The sequence below is a fragment of the Sphingobacterium sp. 40-24 genome (assembly GCF_001899705.1).
GTDB lineage: Bacteria > Bacteroidota > Bacteroidia > Sphingobacteriales > Sphingobacteriaceae > Sphingobacterium > Sphingobacterium multivorum.
Window position 1 is genome coordinate 129068 of the sequence record NZ_MKWH01000037.1, and the last position, 13518, is coordinate 142585.

A 13518-nucleotide genomic window follows, 5' to 3' on the forward strand; every position below is an offset into this window, starting at 1 on the left:
ATTGATTGCATAATATTTTTATCAAAACAATATATTCTATTGAATTTAGCAATCAAAAACCCGCTCCATATAGTCTACAAAGGAATATTCAAAATATCTTTAGATTATCCATTTCATTTTCATATCTTTGCATCCGATTTGAATATCAGTCAATAGTTTTTTTAAAAAAGTATTTTTATATTCAGAAAATAAGTCGTAATATTGCATTCCGATTTTTACAGGATATAAATCGTTAATAATTACTCGAAATCATGGATTTAGTAAAATTTGTAGAAGAACAAGCGGTAGTAAAGAATGAAATTCCCGCTTTCAAAGCTGGAGATACCATCAGCGTTCATTATAAAATTCGCGAAGGAAATAAGGAGCGTGTACAGGTGTACCAAGGTGTAGTAATTCAATTAAACAGCGAAGGTGCTAACGCTACTTTTACCGTTCGTAAAATCTCAAACGGTGTAGGTGTTGAACGTATTTTCCCTGTAAACTCACCAAACATTCAAAAAATTGAAGTAAACAGCTACGGTAAAGTTCGTCGCGCGAAATTATTCTATTTACGCGGCCTTACTGGTAAAGCTGCTCGTATTAAATCGAAAAGAATCTAATTACGACTACCACGGCATAAAAAAAGGCTTTGAAATCATTCAAAGCCTTTTTTTATGCCCTACCACCCGTAGCTTCCAAAACGCAGGTCATACAAACCACTGCTTCTGTAATAAATTTAGGACAATTATATATTGTTTCCTAAAATCACACCCTCCTCTTTGCCGCGCTAAAACATTTTACTTACTTTTAGCTTCGTATCTGAAAGGTAGAATCGTAGATGATCACAATAGTTAAAAACATCCTAATTTTGTTCCATCTTCACTTTGCTGCCGTTAAAAATCAAACTGTATCTTGATGAGAATTATAGCTTTTATCTTTGCTTTTATAAGCTATCCGACCTTTACTTTTGCACAACGGAATCTGAATGAATTTCTTCAGTTACAGTCGCGCCCTGAAACCTATTATGTACACCCAGCAACAGATGCAATCACGATTGACGGAAAGGACGATGAGGCTTCCTGGTCAAAAGCGCCATGGACAGACTCTTTTAAGGATATTGAGGGATTAAATAAGCCTGTCCCTACTTTTAAGACGCAAGTCAAGATGCTTTGGGATAAAGAAAACCTTTATCTTTTTGCCAAGCTTCAAGAACCTCATATCAAAGGATATTTAAGACAGAAAGATACAATCATCTATCATGACAATGATTTTGAGATCTTTCTCAAGCCAAATCTATTCTCTCCGGAATATATAGAGATTGAAATAAATGCATTAAATACAGTTATGGATCTTTTGATGACTAAACCTTATCGCTTTGGCGGTAGGGCTAATCTAAATTGGGACACAAAAGATATTGAAACTGCAGTCTATCATGCCGGGTCCATCAACAATCCACAAGACAAGGATGAATTTTGGACTGTGGAAATGAAAATACCTGTAAAAAGTCTAAAATACTTTGGCGAAGGAAATCAGATCAAAGCAAATGAAACCTGGAAGATAAACTTCTCACGCGTTCAGTGGCATTATGACAATACCGAAACTATCTATAGCAAGAGAAAAGACAACACGGGTAAGACGCTCGCTGAAGAGAACTGGGTATGGTCTCCAATCGGCCTCGTTAATATGCATTACCCTGAGCGATGGGGACATATAAAATTTGTTAACGACACAAACCATCAACCTATCAATGAGCAATTCCTCGCGCTCGAAAAAGTTACCTGGAATATCTTTTACCTGCAACAGATCTATCGAAACGATAAAAAACGCTATGCAACGTCAATTCAGGAGTTAAGCAAATTATATCCTGAAATTATAAATGAGCACAAAAATTATGAGATTGTATTTTCAAATAGCACTAATTTCTATCGTATTGAAATTAAGTCAAAAGCACAGCCTACACTAAAGACAACAATCGATAGCCAAGGTAACATCTATTTTTAATTTAATTATTCGAGCGATCTTCAATTCTGATTTTGAATAAAAATTGCTATCTTTGTATCCCGTACATAAAGCAACTATTATTGGTCATTTTGACCACATAAAATTGAAAATCCTTTAATTGTTATGACTAAATATATTTTTGTTACGGGCGGCGTTACTTCGTCGTTGGGGAAAGGTATTATTGCTGCCTCCCTTGCTAAACTTCTCCAAGCGCGTGGCTATAAAGTTACCATTCAAAAATTCGACCCTTACATTAACATCGACCCAGGAACATTAAATCCATATGAGCATGGAGAATGTTATGTTACGGAAGATGGTGCTGAAACAGACCTTGATTTAGGTCATTACGAACGCTTCCTGAACGTCCCTACTTCACAAGCAAATAACGTCACGACAGGCCGCATCTATCAACACGTTATCCAACAAGAACGTGAAGGTGCCTATTTAGGAAAAACCGTTCAAGTCATTCCCCATATCACCGATGAGATAAAACGCAGAATGCAACTGTTGGGTGAGTCTGGTGAATATGATATTATCATCACTGAATTGGGCGGAACAGTGGGCGATATTGAGTCCTTACCATTTGTGGAAGCTGTAAGACAACTTCGCTGGGAATTAGGAGCCAATAATTCGCTGGTTATCCATTTGACTTTAGTCCCTTACCTAGCCGCTGCTGGCGAGCTTAAAACTAAACCTACGCAACATTCAGTAAAAACATTATTGGAATATGGTGTACAACCAGATATTCTAGTGTGTCGTACTGAACATAAATTATCACAGGAAATCCGTAAAAAATTAGCGCAATTCTGTAATGTCAACATCAACGCCGTCGTAGAATCTATCGATGCGTCGACGATTTATGACGTTCCATTACTGATGTTGAAGGAGAATCTTGATAAAACAGCATTAACAAAGCTAAAACTTTCCAACAAAAATGAGCCAGATTTAGAAAATTGGAAGAACTTCCTTGGCAAGCTCAAAAACCCAACTAGTGAAGTGAATATTGCCTTAGTCGGAAAATATGTTGAACTACCAGATGCTTACAAATCCATTATTGAAGGATTTATCCATGCAGGTGCAACAAACGAATGTAAAGTAAAAGTAAGTTATATTGCAGCTGAAAGTGTTACAAAAGAAAATGTTGCTGAAAAGCTGAAAGGTATGGATGGAGTCTTGGTTGCTCCGGGTTTCGGCGAACGCGGTTTGGACGGTAAGTTAAATGCTATTCAATATGTTCGTGAAAATAATATTCCGTTCTTCGGTATCTGTTTAGGTATGCAATGTTCGGTTATCGAGTTCGGAAGAAACGTATTGGGTCTGAAAGACGCTAATAGTTTCGAGATGGATGCCACCACGAGCAATCCGGTCATCAATTTGATGGAAGAGCAAAAAAATATCACCAATATGGGCGGTACAATGCGTTTAGGTGCTTACGACTGTGAAATTAAAAAAGGAACTAAGGCCTTTGCCATTTATGGTAAAACAAAAATTTCTGAAAGACACCGTCACCGTTATGAATTTAACAATGACTATTTAAAACAATATGAAGCTGCTGGAATGATTGCTTCAGGATTCAATCCGGAGACTGGATTAGTTGAAATTGTCGAATTGAAAAACCATCCATTTTTCGTTGCCGGACAATTTCATCCAGAATTAAAGTCAACTGTTGCAAATCCTCACCCACTTTTTGTTAGCTTTGTAGCCGCTGCTTTGGCCAACAAAAAATCAAAGTAGTAATAGAAGGATACAATTAATTAAGTTTAATTATTAAAAATGGATAGAAATACCCTAATTGGTTTGGTCCTGATGTTTGCTATCATCACTGGTTCATTTTACCTGATGAAGCCTTCAGAATCGGAAATCAAACAAGAACAAGCGAGACAAGAGGCTAAAGCGCGTACCGAAAAAGGACTGCCTGCCGAAAGTGACTCTACCGCTAAAGCCAAAGCAGCACAAACAGCAGTGATTGCTGATTCGGCGGAATTGAAAAAACCTTTTGGCGCGACAAAATTTGGAACGGAGAAAGTCATTACGATTGAAAACGAGAAAATCATTGCCAAAATCAGTACAAAAGGTGGTAAGGTTAAATCCGTAGAACTAAAAGGCGAAAAGAATTTCAATGGAAAACCGTTGATGCTTTTTGATGGCGACGACAACAAGTTTGGTTTTCAGTTTAATGCAGCTGGTCAAAATGTATCAACAAATGATTTATACTTCAATACAGAATCTTCGGATATCCAAGTTTCTGCTGAAGGTAAACAATCTGTAAAATTCCGACTAAATTACAGTGCCGATCAATATATTGAATATGTATACTCGATTGCTGGCAAAGGTTATAATGTAGGACTGGACATTAACACAAAAGGGATACAGAATTTAATTCCGCAGAGTCAAAAAACGTTGACCCTGAACTGGAACACCACGTTGAGACAGAAAGAGCAAAACATAGAATCGGAAAGACAGAAATCTACCCTGTATTATAAAGAAGATAATAAAGTAGATCACCTTTCCGAATCAAAAGATGCTGATGAAGCATTGGAGAAAAAAGTACAATGGATTGCATTCAAGCAGCATTACTTCTCTAGTATCCTCAGCACTAAAGATGGCTTTGTCAATGCAAAAGTGGATGTAAAACATGCGTCAGAAACCGATATCGTTAAATTCTACAACACAAACGCGGAATTAGCATTTGATAACCAAAAGGACAATAATTATTCCCTAAACTTCTTCTTTGGGCCAAATCAATACAATGTATTGAAGGCTGAAGGAAATGATTATCAATCGATTATCAATATGGGTTGGGGGCCTATGCGTTGGATCAACCAATGGATTACAGTACCTGTATTCAACTTCCTGGATGGTTTCCATATGAGCTATGGTATCGTTATCCTTTTATTGACATTGATGTTGAAGTTGATTCTTTCCCCAATGACCTACAAGTCTTATGTCTCTATGGCCAAAATGCGTGTTTTAAAACCGCAGCTGGATGAGATCAAAGCAAAAGTGGGTGAAGACAATCAAATGTTGATGCAGCAGGAGCAAATGAAACTGTACAAACAGGTCGGTGTGAATCCACTTGGCGGATGTCTTCCTCTCGTCTTACAAATGCCATTTACCATTGCGTTCTTCTACTTCTTTCCAAATTTATTTGAATTGAGAGGGCAAAGCTTCTTGTTTATGAAGGACATGTCAACTTATGATACGCTATTCACATTTGCACCTATTTTTGGATCATTCAACCACATCTCGTTGATGTGTATCTTGATGACATTGACAACACTGTTAACGACCTGGTATAACAACGCTACATCTGGTGCTACAGGACAAATGAAATACATGGGCTATATCATGCCGTTGATTTTCTTCTTTGTTTTGAATAGCTTCCCAGCAGGTTTGAATTACTACTATTTCTTAAGTGCATTATTTACGTTCTTAACGCAGTTGGTTATTCGCACTATGGTGAATGATGAGAAAATCTTAGCTAAATTGGAGGAAAATAAAAAGAATCCAAAAGCAGATAAAAAATCGAGCTTCCAAACGAAAATGGAAGAAATGATGCGTGCACAACAACAAGCACAACAAAATAAAAACAAATCGTAAGATTTATCCTACTGATAAAGAAGGCTTCCAAACTGGAAGCCTTTTTTGTTTGTGAACTTTTGTAGCATTTTGTCAAACCAAACGTTAAAAAGGGTGTTAATAGGTTAAAATTTAAAATATGAACTTTAAAAACATCGCCATACTGGCCATCTTAATCGTTAGTCTTGGAAGTTGCTCTGTGATGAAGAAAAACGCGAATGAGCAGAACACAGAAAGTAGCCTGTCGTCAGTAATTGGAAAAAAATGGCAATTGATTGAAATCAATGGACAGCCAGTAGCGGCTCAGATCAACGGTAAAATGCCTTACCTCCAGCTGGACGAAAAAAGTTACAGTGCAAGTGGGGGATGTAATGGCATCGGTGGAGAATTGACTTTATCAAAGAATGGAAAGGTTAAATTTGCTCAGGGTATGTCTACGATGATGGCCTGTCCGGATATGTCTATTGAACAAGCCTTATCCAAAAACCTGATTGCTGCAGATAACTATACGGTTAAGGATGATATTCTTAGCTTGAACAAAGCGAAAATGGCTCCCCTGGCAAAATTTAAGTTGATTCAGGACAATAAGCAACAACTTAGTGGAACTTGGGAACTTGATTATATATCCGGCCCACGGATTGCTTTCGATGGCCTATATCCCAATCGTAAACCAACCATGATATTTGATGTTTCCAGTGGTAAAGTAAACGGAAATAGCAGCTGTAATAATTACAATATGACTTTTAAAACGAATGGAAACACCATTAATTTTGGCCCCATTATGTCGACAAAGATGGCCTGCGAAGGTAATGGCGAAGCAACCTTCTTTTCGACCTTAGAAAAGGTAAATACCTTTAGTATAAGCGAGAATACGTTGACATTTATCATGGGTGACATTGCTATTATGCGATTCAAACGGAAATAGAAAATTAGATTTTTGCTCCAAATGAAGTAAAAAAGGCGTTGTTACGAAACAATGCCCTTTTTATGTATTAAGCGATATTTTGCAACAGGATGCCAAAGACTAGCCAGATACCCTAAACAAAGGCGCTAAATCCAGTTATACTTCTGCCAACAATGAGTGAATTGATTTCTTTTGTCCCCTCATAGGAATAAATGGCTTCAGCATCGGCCAAAAACCGTGCGACATTATATTCCAACAGAATACCGTTTCCGCCCATGACCTCTCGAGCCTTGGAAACAATATCCCTGGTACGTAAAGAACAGAAGACTTTGGCCAGCGAGGCATGTTCATCTCTTAGCTCACCCTTATCCTGTAATTCAGATAATCTGAAGACAAGCGTTTGCATAGCCGTTAAATTGGACAACATTTCAACCAGGTGATTTTGAATAAGCTGAAAAGAGGCGATTGGTTTACCAAATTGCTTTCTTTTACGTGTATAATCCAAGGCATTTTCATAGGCGCCTCGCGCACATCCTACGGCCATCCAAGCGACACCTGCTCGCGTCATCTGAAGAACCTTTCCTGTATCTTTAAAAGAATTTGCATGTTGCAGGCGATCACTTTCTGGAACGATGCAATTCGCTAAAGTAATAAGACCATTCTGTACGATACGCAAAGCCATTTTATCTTTAATTTTCTCAACGGAAAAACCTGGATTATCCTTTCGTACAATAAACCCCTTAACTTCGCCATCATCAAGATCCCTAGCCCAAACAATGGTTATATCCGAAAAAGTGGAGTTCCCGATCCATTTTTTCTGACCATTTAACACCCAGCCTTCGGCGGTCTTCTTACAGGTTGTTGTCAATCCGCCCGCTGCTCCCGACCCTACTTCGGGCTCGGTTAGACCAAAAGCACCAATCACTTGCATTTTCTGCATGTTGGGCAACCACTCCTGTTTTTGTTCTTCGGATCCGCATATATAGATTGATCCCATAGCCAAACCACTCTGTACGCCAAAAAAAGTCGCTACAGAAGCATCAACACGCGCTATCTCCGCTGCGATGATCCCCTCCATTAAAGAACTGCCCCCCATACAGCCATACCCATCGTAGGTATAGCCACAAATATTTAAAGCGGCTAGTTTCGGTATAATTTCGAAAGGAAATTCATCTCTTAACCAATATTTATTGACAATTGGCTTGACTTCATTCTCCATAAATTCCCGCACCTTCAATTGCAATGCACGATCTGAATCGTTTAATTTGCTATCCATAGCATAGAAATCACCATTAATAGGAGGTAATTCCTTTTTTTCTTTTCCTGCACTCAGCATTTTCATTAAACCATGAAGCTGCTTATCATCCATTTTTGATACGGCATCCATTACTGCTCCCAAATCCACTTTCTTCGATATTTCTTCCAATTTGGCAAAGTCTATTGATTTTGCCAAATCCATTATATTCTTTACTTTATCAAACATAATTGCAATTACTTTTTAAGTGTTTCCTTTTTAAAATAAGAAAAATAATCGAAAATTGTTTGGAAACGGCATGATACAAATTGACACTATGGAATTATCCGGTAAACAAACGAATGGACAGCAACTTAACTTTTATCGCACGATATCTTATCAATAAAATATTGGAATCAGGAACGTTTCGAATAAAACACATAACTATAAAACACTTAAAAACAGCTTGTTAATAATATTTTCAAAAAAATATTATTTTTTGGGTTACCTTTTTTGGTTACGTGTATTAAGAGATGAAAAAGAAAATTATTTCAATTTAAATTAGAAAATTAGAAAATGAAAAACGCATTAAAATTCGGTTTCTTAGGTTTAGCTTTAACTGTAGCTTTCGCATCTTGTAACAATTCAGAGAAAAAAGCTGAAGGTGCTGCAGATTCAGCTTCTGCTTTAGTTGATTCAGCTGCTAACACATTAGATTCAGCTGCTACTAAAGTTGATTCAGCTGCTGCTAAAGTTGATTCAGCTGCTGCTAAAGTTGATTCAGCTGCTACTAAAAAATAATTTAGGACTGAATAGAGCTTTTGGAAGGCCTTTTTTACGAAAGGCCTTTCTTTTTTTTTCAAAAAAAGAAATACAGGGGTTACCTTTTTTGTTTAATGGTATTAACTCCTAAATAACAAGATTTAAAAATATTTTAATTTTAATAAAATGAAAAACGCATTCAAATTCGGTTTCTTAGGTTTAGCTTTAACATTGGCTTTCGCATCATGTGGTGAAACTGCTAAAAAAACTGACGCTGCTACTGATTCAGCTAACGTTGCTTTAGATTCAGCTAACACTCAATTGGATTCAGCAAAAACTGCTGTAGATTCAGCAAAAACTGCTGTAGATTCAGCTGCTGCTAAAGTTGATTCAACTAAAGCTGCTCACTAATTCTCTGAAAAGAATTTACACCGTATAGAAAGCTTCCTTCAGCAAGGAGGCTTTTTTTATATCTACACCAATTAAATTGCTAAGCTCCAAGCATTTTTTTACCTTTGCCAAAAATCATTCAATCTATGGCTTTATCATCTTTAACAGCAGTTACGCCTATTGACGGACGCTATTACAATAATACTAATGAACTTTCAGCATTTTTTTCCGAATTTGCCTTAATAAAATATCGTGTACGCGTAGAAGTCGAATATTTTATTGCATTAAGCGAGTCTGGTATCGCTCAATTGCAACAGTTTGACAAAACACTAAATGAAAAATTAAGGGATATCTATAGGAATTTTTCTGAAGAAGATGCCATTTGGATCAAAAACACGGAGAAAGTTACGAACCATGATGTTAAAGCTGTTGAGTATTTTCTAAAAGATCAATTTGAAAAATTAGGATTACAGGACTACCTTGAATTTATTCATTTTGGTTTGACTTCACAAGATATCAATAACACAGCCATTCCACTTTCCTGGAAAGAAGCAATTAAAGAGAGCTATACACCTGCAATCGAAGAATTGCTTCATGAATTGAAATCTTTGGCAACTTCGTGGTCAGAGATCCCGATGTTGGCACGTACCCATGGACAGCCAGCATCTCCAACTCGCTTGGGTAAAGAGTTTTATGTTTTTATCGAGCGCATAGAACGTCAATTGCAACTATTACATCAAGTACCGTATTCAGCTAAATTTGGTGGTGCAACTGGTAATTTTAATGCACATCACGTTGCATATCCAGCGACAAATTGGATCAATTTTGGTAATAATTTTGTAAACAATATCTTGGGCTTAGACCGTTCACAAACGACCACACAGATTGAGCATTACGATAACTTTGCTGCAAGCTGTGATGCCTTAAAACGGATAAACAATATTGTCATCGATTTATGCCGTGACATTTGGACATATATTTCGATGGAATATTTTAAACAAAAAATCACTGCGGGCCAAATCGGTTCTTCGGCGATGCCACATAAAGTCAACCCAATTGACTTTGAAAATGCAGAAGGAAATTTAGGTATTGCAAATGCAATTTTTGAACACCTTGCGGCTAAATTACCTGTTTCCCGTCTTCAACGGGATTTAACAGATTCTACGGTATTACGTAATATTGGTGTTCCGTTTGCACATACCCTAATTGCTATTAAATCGACTTTGAGAGGGTTACGCAAATTGATTTTAAACGAACAGGCATTGGCTAATGATCTTGAAAATAATTGGGCTGTTGTTGCGGAGGCACTACAAACTATATTAAGAAGGGAAGGCTATCCAAAGCCGTATGAAGCTTTAAAGGACTTAACACGTACCAACACACATGTTACAAAAGAAACGATTGCAACATTTGTTGATAATCTCAATGTATCAGCCGAAGTTAAAGAGGAACTGAAAGCGATTAGTCCTTCTAACTACACAGGTGTCACTTTATAAGCTTTTACTTATAGATGACCTTAACAAAGCTTCATTTGAACTATATTTGCTTGGAATAAAAATAGATACTACATGGCTACGATTAACGTATATACAGAGTCTACACCCAACCCTTCTACAATGAAGTTCTTGGTCAATAAATTGTTGATCAACGGTAGTGTGGATTTTCCAAATAAAGAAGCAGCACAAGATTCACCGTTTGCACTTGAATTATTCAAATTTAACTTTGTAAATGGGGTATTTTTTGCGAGTAATTTTGTGACCATTACCAAAACTGATGATGCGGAATGGGAAGACATTGAAGCCTTGCTAAAAGACTTTGTAAAAGGTGCTGTAGAGTCTGAACTTGCTGTAAAAACGGTACACCACGATGCCGAGGTTAATTTTGAAGGCACCGAAACTGAAGTGAAGATACAACAAGTATTACATGATTATGTAAGACCTGCTGTTGAACAAGATGGTGGAGCAATCCATTATAAATCCTTCAACGAAGGTATTGTGACAGTTGAACTAAAAGGTTCTTGCAGTGGCTGTCCATCTTCGACAATTACATTAAAAGCAGGAATTGAGGGCTTGTTGAAACGCATGGTTCCAGAAGTGACTGAAGTTGTCGCTGAGGCCATGTAATCATAGCTATTCGATACAATAAAAAAAGGATTCAGTAATTAATTTTGCTGAATCCTTTTTTATTCACTAGTCTTAAGAAGAAATAATCGCTATACGATATCTGCTTGGTACAGCAATTTTTTAACCTAATTGACTACTTCAAATGAATCTTTAAGCGGGAGATTAACAGAAGAATTACCGATAAATAGTTCAAATTTGCCGGGTTCAACTGTCCAGTTATTATTGCGATCCAAAAGTTCAAGATGGGCAGGTAAGACAGTAAACTGTAAGGTCTTCTTCTCCCCTGGATTAAGTTCAACTTTTTCGAATCCACGCAAATCCATCTCATAAGTCGTTACCGAAGACAGTAAATCTTTGATATAAAGCTGAACGACTTCGGCACCTTTCCTCTTTCCTATGTTCTCAACATCAACCGTAACTGTTAGAGAATCTGTTGGTCTGATCTGTTTCTTGGTGAGCTGTAAATTTGAAAAACTAAAATCGGTGTAGCTTAATCCATATCCAAAAGGGTATAAAAAGCCAACAACCCGGCTGTTTCCCCAGCCATTGGGCCCGACTCCAGGCTGCCCCGCCTGTGCAGCGGGCTTGGTCGGAAAATTCATTTCAACCTGTCCGACGGACTTTGGAAATGAAATAGGCAATTTTCCACTAGGACTATATGCTCCAAACAGCATTTCGGCAAGAACATTTCCCGACTGATTGCTAAGAAACCAACTCTCTACGATTGCAGGTAGATACTTATTTTCCCAATTAACAGTAAGCGGACGGCCATTGACAAGTACCAGCACAATAGGTTTACCTGTTTCCTTCAATTTCATTAAATAGTCGCGTTGCTTGCCGGGCAAATTTAGATCTGACCGCGACCGACTTTCACCGACTTCCCGTTCCGACTCGCCCATTACGGCTATGATTAGGTCAGATTCTTTACCGAGACGAACACCGTCGGCCATCTTTTCCAGCTCCTCGCTTGACAAGTCTGTTGGAATAATCTCACTCTCAGGCCAGTTTTTATCCACGACATCTACCCCTTTGGCATAATCAACCCGAAGTGCCTTTGTTTTTGCATAGTTTATGATCCCATCTTTGATGGTTGTGATCGGATTATTGGAAGGTCCATAGCGACTTGTCGTATAATTTGTTGCCTCTGCCATTGGTCCCGTAACCAAAATTCGTTTGTATTTATTCACGTCTATTGGAAGAAGATTCTGTTCATTTTTCAAAAGTACAATTGACTCCCTATTTATTTGAAGTGATACTTCTTCATCTGCGGGGGTATGCACCTTTTTATCGGCTATCGCTGTATCTTCTCTCAATGGATGATCAAATAAACCCAGTTTAAATTTCACGGTCAGGACTTCGCGAACCCGCTGATCCAATATTTTAATATCCAGCCCTCCTTCTTCTATTAGTTCCATTAGTGGCGTTAGATATGTGCTCGGTGGATCAAAATTTGTCCGCACATTCAAACCCGCCTCTAATGCCTGTTTAATAGCATCTTTATAGTTTGCAGCAACATGGTATTTGTTGTATATAAACTCTAGCGCCTCACTGTCGGACACCACATATCCTTCAAAACCATAATCTTTTCGGAGTAAGTCCTGTAAAAAATAGCTACTGGCAGATACAGGCACGCCATCATAATCATTATAACTACTCATGACTCCCAAAGGTTTTGCTTCCTTTATGACCCTTTTAAATGGATAGAGGTGAAGCGAATGCATCTCACGAAAGCCAACATGAGGATCCGTACGTGCATTGCCATCTCTTCCCCCTTTGGGCACAGAATAGACCGCATAATGTTTCAATGTGGAGGCGACGCCATTTTGTTGAATTCCTAAAACAACTTGTTTCCCCATTTCGGCAATATGAAACGGATCTTCGCCATAGGTTTCAACCACTCTTCCCCAGCGCGGATCTCTAGAAACATCAAGAATAGGCGTATAGACATTGGTATAGCCCAGATATTTGGCTTCCCTACCAATTATATCGCCAGCTTTACGTACCAGTGAAGTATTCCATGTACTTCCAATATTGATTGGCGCCGGCAGGGAGGTAGCGCGATCATGATTGAGTCCATGAATCCCCTCATTGGTAAATCAACGGGAATACCAAGTCGTGTGTTTTCCACAAACCATTTTTGAACATTATTTAAGGCTTGCGCATGGCGGCTGAAGGGATACGAAAATGAACTTTTTGCCGACTTATTATAAGCCAGGCTATTCAACATTTCGTCGATATTGGCCAGGCCGTGTTTCCAAATCTCTTTGTCCCAAGCGGCAGTGGGCTGCTCATCTTTCAAAACCCGCCCATAACCGTAGAGTGTAACCGTCTGATTGGCCTTTTCTTGAACAGTCATTTGAGCCAACAGATCCTCCACGCGACTGGCTATTTTCTGTTTGGGGTCTTCATAAATATCCTTTTTCCCATTTTTGTTAAAATCGATCCAACCCTTATGGTAAATGTTGATGTGCTGGGCAGAACAATGCAAATAAAGGGCTGAGAGCGCTGAAATAATAAGGCAGCTTTTGAGTTGATTAAGCATTATG

The 13518-nt window shown here is 38.1% G+C and carries 12 protein-coding genes; 9 read left to right on the forward strand and 3 right to left on the reverse strand.

Features of this window, described 5'->3' with window-relative positions:
- Positions 1 to 251: 251 nt before the first annotated feature.
- The 5 genes from rplS to BGP15_RS15340 all read left to right on the forward strand — a co-directional run bounded on the left by rplS (position 252) and on the right by BGP15_RS15340 (position 6484).
- Positions 252 to 599 carry a 50S ribosomal protein L19 gene (gene rplS / locus BGP15_RS15320; RefSeq protein WP_286770012.1) on the forward strand — a complete coding sequence of 116 codons (348 nt, stop codon included), beginning with the start codon at positions 252 to 254 and terminating at the stop codon, positions 597 to 599.
- Between the two features lie 295 nt (positions 600 to 894).
- Positions 895 to 1980 carry a carbohydrate-binding family 9-like protein gene (locus BGP15_RS15325; protein WP_286770013.1) on the forward strand — a complete coding sequence of 362 codons (1086 nt, stop codon included), beginning with the start codon at positions 895 to 897 and terminating at the stop codon, positions 1978 to 1980.
- Positions 1981 to 2103: 123 nt separating this feature from the next.
- On the forward strand, positions 2104 to 3714 hold the full coding sequence (gene pyrG / locus BGP15_RS15330) for a CTP synthase (protein WP_046671852.1): 1611 nt from the start codon (positions 2104 to 2106) through the stop codon (positions 3712 to 3714).
- A 39-nt stretch (positions 3715 to 3753) separates the two neighbouring features.
- Entirely contained in the window at positions 3754 to 5580 is a 1827-nt protein-coding gene (yidC, locus tag BGP15_RS15335) for a membrane protein insertase YidC (RefSeq protein WP_286770014.1), read from the forward strand.
- 118 nt (positions 5581 to 5698) lie between these two features.
- Entirely contained in the window at positions 5699 to 6484 is a 786-nt protein-coding gene (locus tag BGP15_RS15340; RefSeq protein WP_286753115.1) for an META domain-containing protein, read from the forward strand.
- Positions 6485 to 6596: 112 nt separating this feature from the next.
- Here BGP15_RS15340 and BGP15_RS15345 read toward each other — a convergent pair whose 3' ends face one another.
- Positions 6597 to 7946, reverse strand: a complete 1350-nt coding sequence (locus tag BGP15_RS15345; protein ID WP_286770015.1) for an acyl-CoA dehydrogenase family protein — start codon at positions 7944 to 7946, stop codon at positions 6597 to 6599.
- Positions 7947 to 8273: 327 nt separating this feature from the next.
- On the opposite strand from BGP15_RS15345, the gene BGP15_RS15350 reads away from it, so the two are divergent.
- From BGP15_RS15350 to BGP15_RS15365, 4 genes are all read left to right on the forward strand, one after another.
- Entirely contained in the window at positions 8274 to 8498 is a 225-nt protein-coding gene (locus tag BGP15_RS15350; RefSeq protein ID WP_046671848.1) for a PG1828 family lipoprotein, read from the forward strand.
- A 147-nt stretch (positions 8499 to 8645) separates the two neighbouring features.
- Positions 8646 to 8870 (forward strand): hypothetical protein, encoded by a 225-nt coding sequence (locus BGP15_RS15355; protein WP_286753113.1) that lies wholly within the window; start codon positions 8646 to 8648, stop codon positions 8868 to 8870.
- Between the two features lie 125 nt (positions 8871 to 8995).
- Positions 8996 to 10345 (forward strand): adenylosuccinate lyase, encoded by a 1350-nt coding sequence (gene purB / locus BGP15_RS15360; RefSeq protein ID WP_286770016.1) that lies wholly within the window; start codon positions 8996 to 8998, stop codon positions 10343 to 10345.
- Between the two features lie 72 nt (positions 10346 to 10417).
- Positions 10418 to 10972 (forward strand): NifU family protein, encoded by a 555-nt coding sequence (locus BGP15_RS15365; protein ID WP_286770018.1) that lies wholly within the window; start codon positions 10418 to 10420, stop codon positions 10970 to 10972.
- Between the two features lie 125 nt (positions 10973 to 11097).
- Here the strand turns inward: BGP15_RS15365 and BGP15_RS15370 are convergent, their stop codons facing one another.
- Both BGP15_RS15370 and BGP15_RS15375 read right to left on the reverse strand, forming a co-directional pair.
- Positions 11098 to 13053 carry a glycoside hydrolase family 3 N-terminal domain-containing protein gene (locus BGP15_RS15370; protein ID WP_353681990.1) on the reverse strand — a complete coding sequence of 652 codons (1956 nt, stop codon included), beginning with the start codon at positions 13051 to 13053 and terminating at the stop codon, positions 11098 to 11100.
- The gene (locus BGP15_RS15375) at positions 12954 to 13514 is read right to left on the reverse strand and encodes a hypothetical protein (protein WP_286770019.1); all 561 of its coding nucleotides are present in this window, start codon (positions 13512 to 13514) and stop codon (positions 12954 to 12956) included. Before BGP15_RS15375 ends, BGP15_RS15370 begins: the two co-directional genes overlap by 100 nt.
- Positions 13515 to 13518 lie beyond the last annotated feature (4 nt).

Excerpts from the sequence above, each read along its gene's own strand:
- BGP15_RS15340 (WP_286753115.1), top strand. The coding sequence starts at position 5,699 with ATGAACTTTAAAAACATCGCCATACTGGCCATCTTAATCGTTAGTCTT.
- rplS (WP_286770012.1), top strand. The coding sequence starts at position 252 with ATGGATTTAGTAAAATTTGTAGAAGAACAAGCGGTAGTAAAGAATGAA.
- BGP15_RS15365 (WP_286770018.1), top strand. The coding sequence starts at position 10,418 with ATGGCTACGATTAACGTATATACAGAGTCTACACCCAACCCTTCTACA.
- BGP15_RS15375 (WP_286770019.1), bottom strand. The coding sequence starts at position 13,514 with ATGCTTAATCAACTCAAAAGCTGCCTTATTATTTCAGCGCTCTCAGCC.
- yidC (WP_286770014.1), top strand. The coding sequence starts at position 3,754 with ATGGATAGAAATACCCTAATTGGTTTGGTCCTGATGTTTGCTATCATC.
- BGP15_RS15345 (WP_286770015.1), bottom strand. The coding sequence starts at position 7,946 with ATGTTTGATAAAGTAAAGAATATAATGGATTTGGCAAAATCAATAGAC.
- pyrG (WP_046671852.1), top strand. The coding sequence starts at position 2,104 with ATGACTAAATATATTTTTGTTACGGGCGGCGTTACTTCGTCGTTGGGG.
- BGP15_RS15325 (WP_286770013.1), top strand. The coding sequence starts at position 895 with ATGAGAATTATAGCTTTTATCTTTGCTTTTATAAGCTATCCGACCTTT.
- BGP15_RS15355 (WP_286753113.1), top strand. The coding sequence starts at position 8,646 with ATGAAAAACGCATTCAAATTCGGTTTCTTAGGTTTAGCTTTAACATTG.
- BGP15_RS15350 (WP_046671848.1), top strand. The coding sequence starts at position 8,274 with ATGAAAAACGCATTAAAATTCGGTTTCTTAGGTTTAGCTTTAACTGTA.
- purB (WP_286770016.1), top strand. The coding sequence starts at position 8,996 with ATGGCTTTATCATCTTTAACAGCAGTTACGCCTATTGACGGACGCTAT.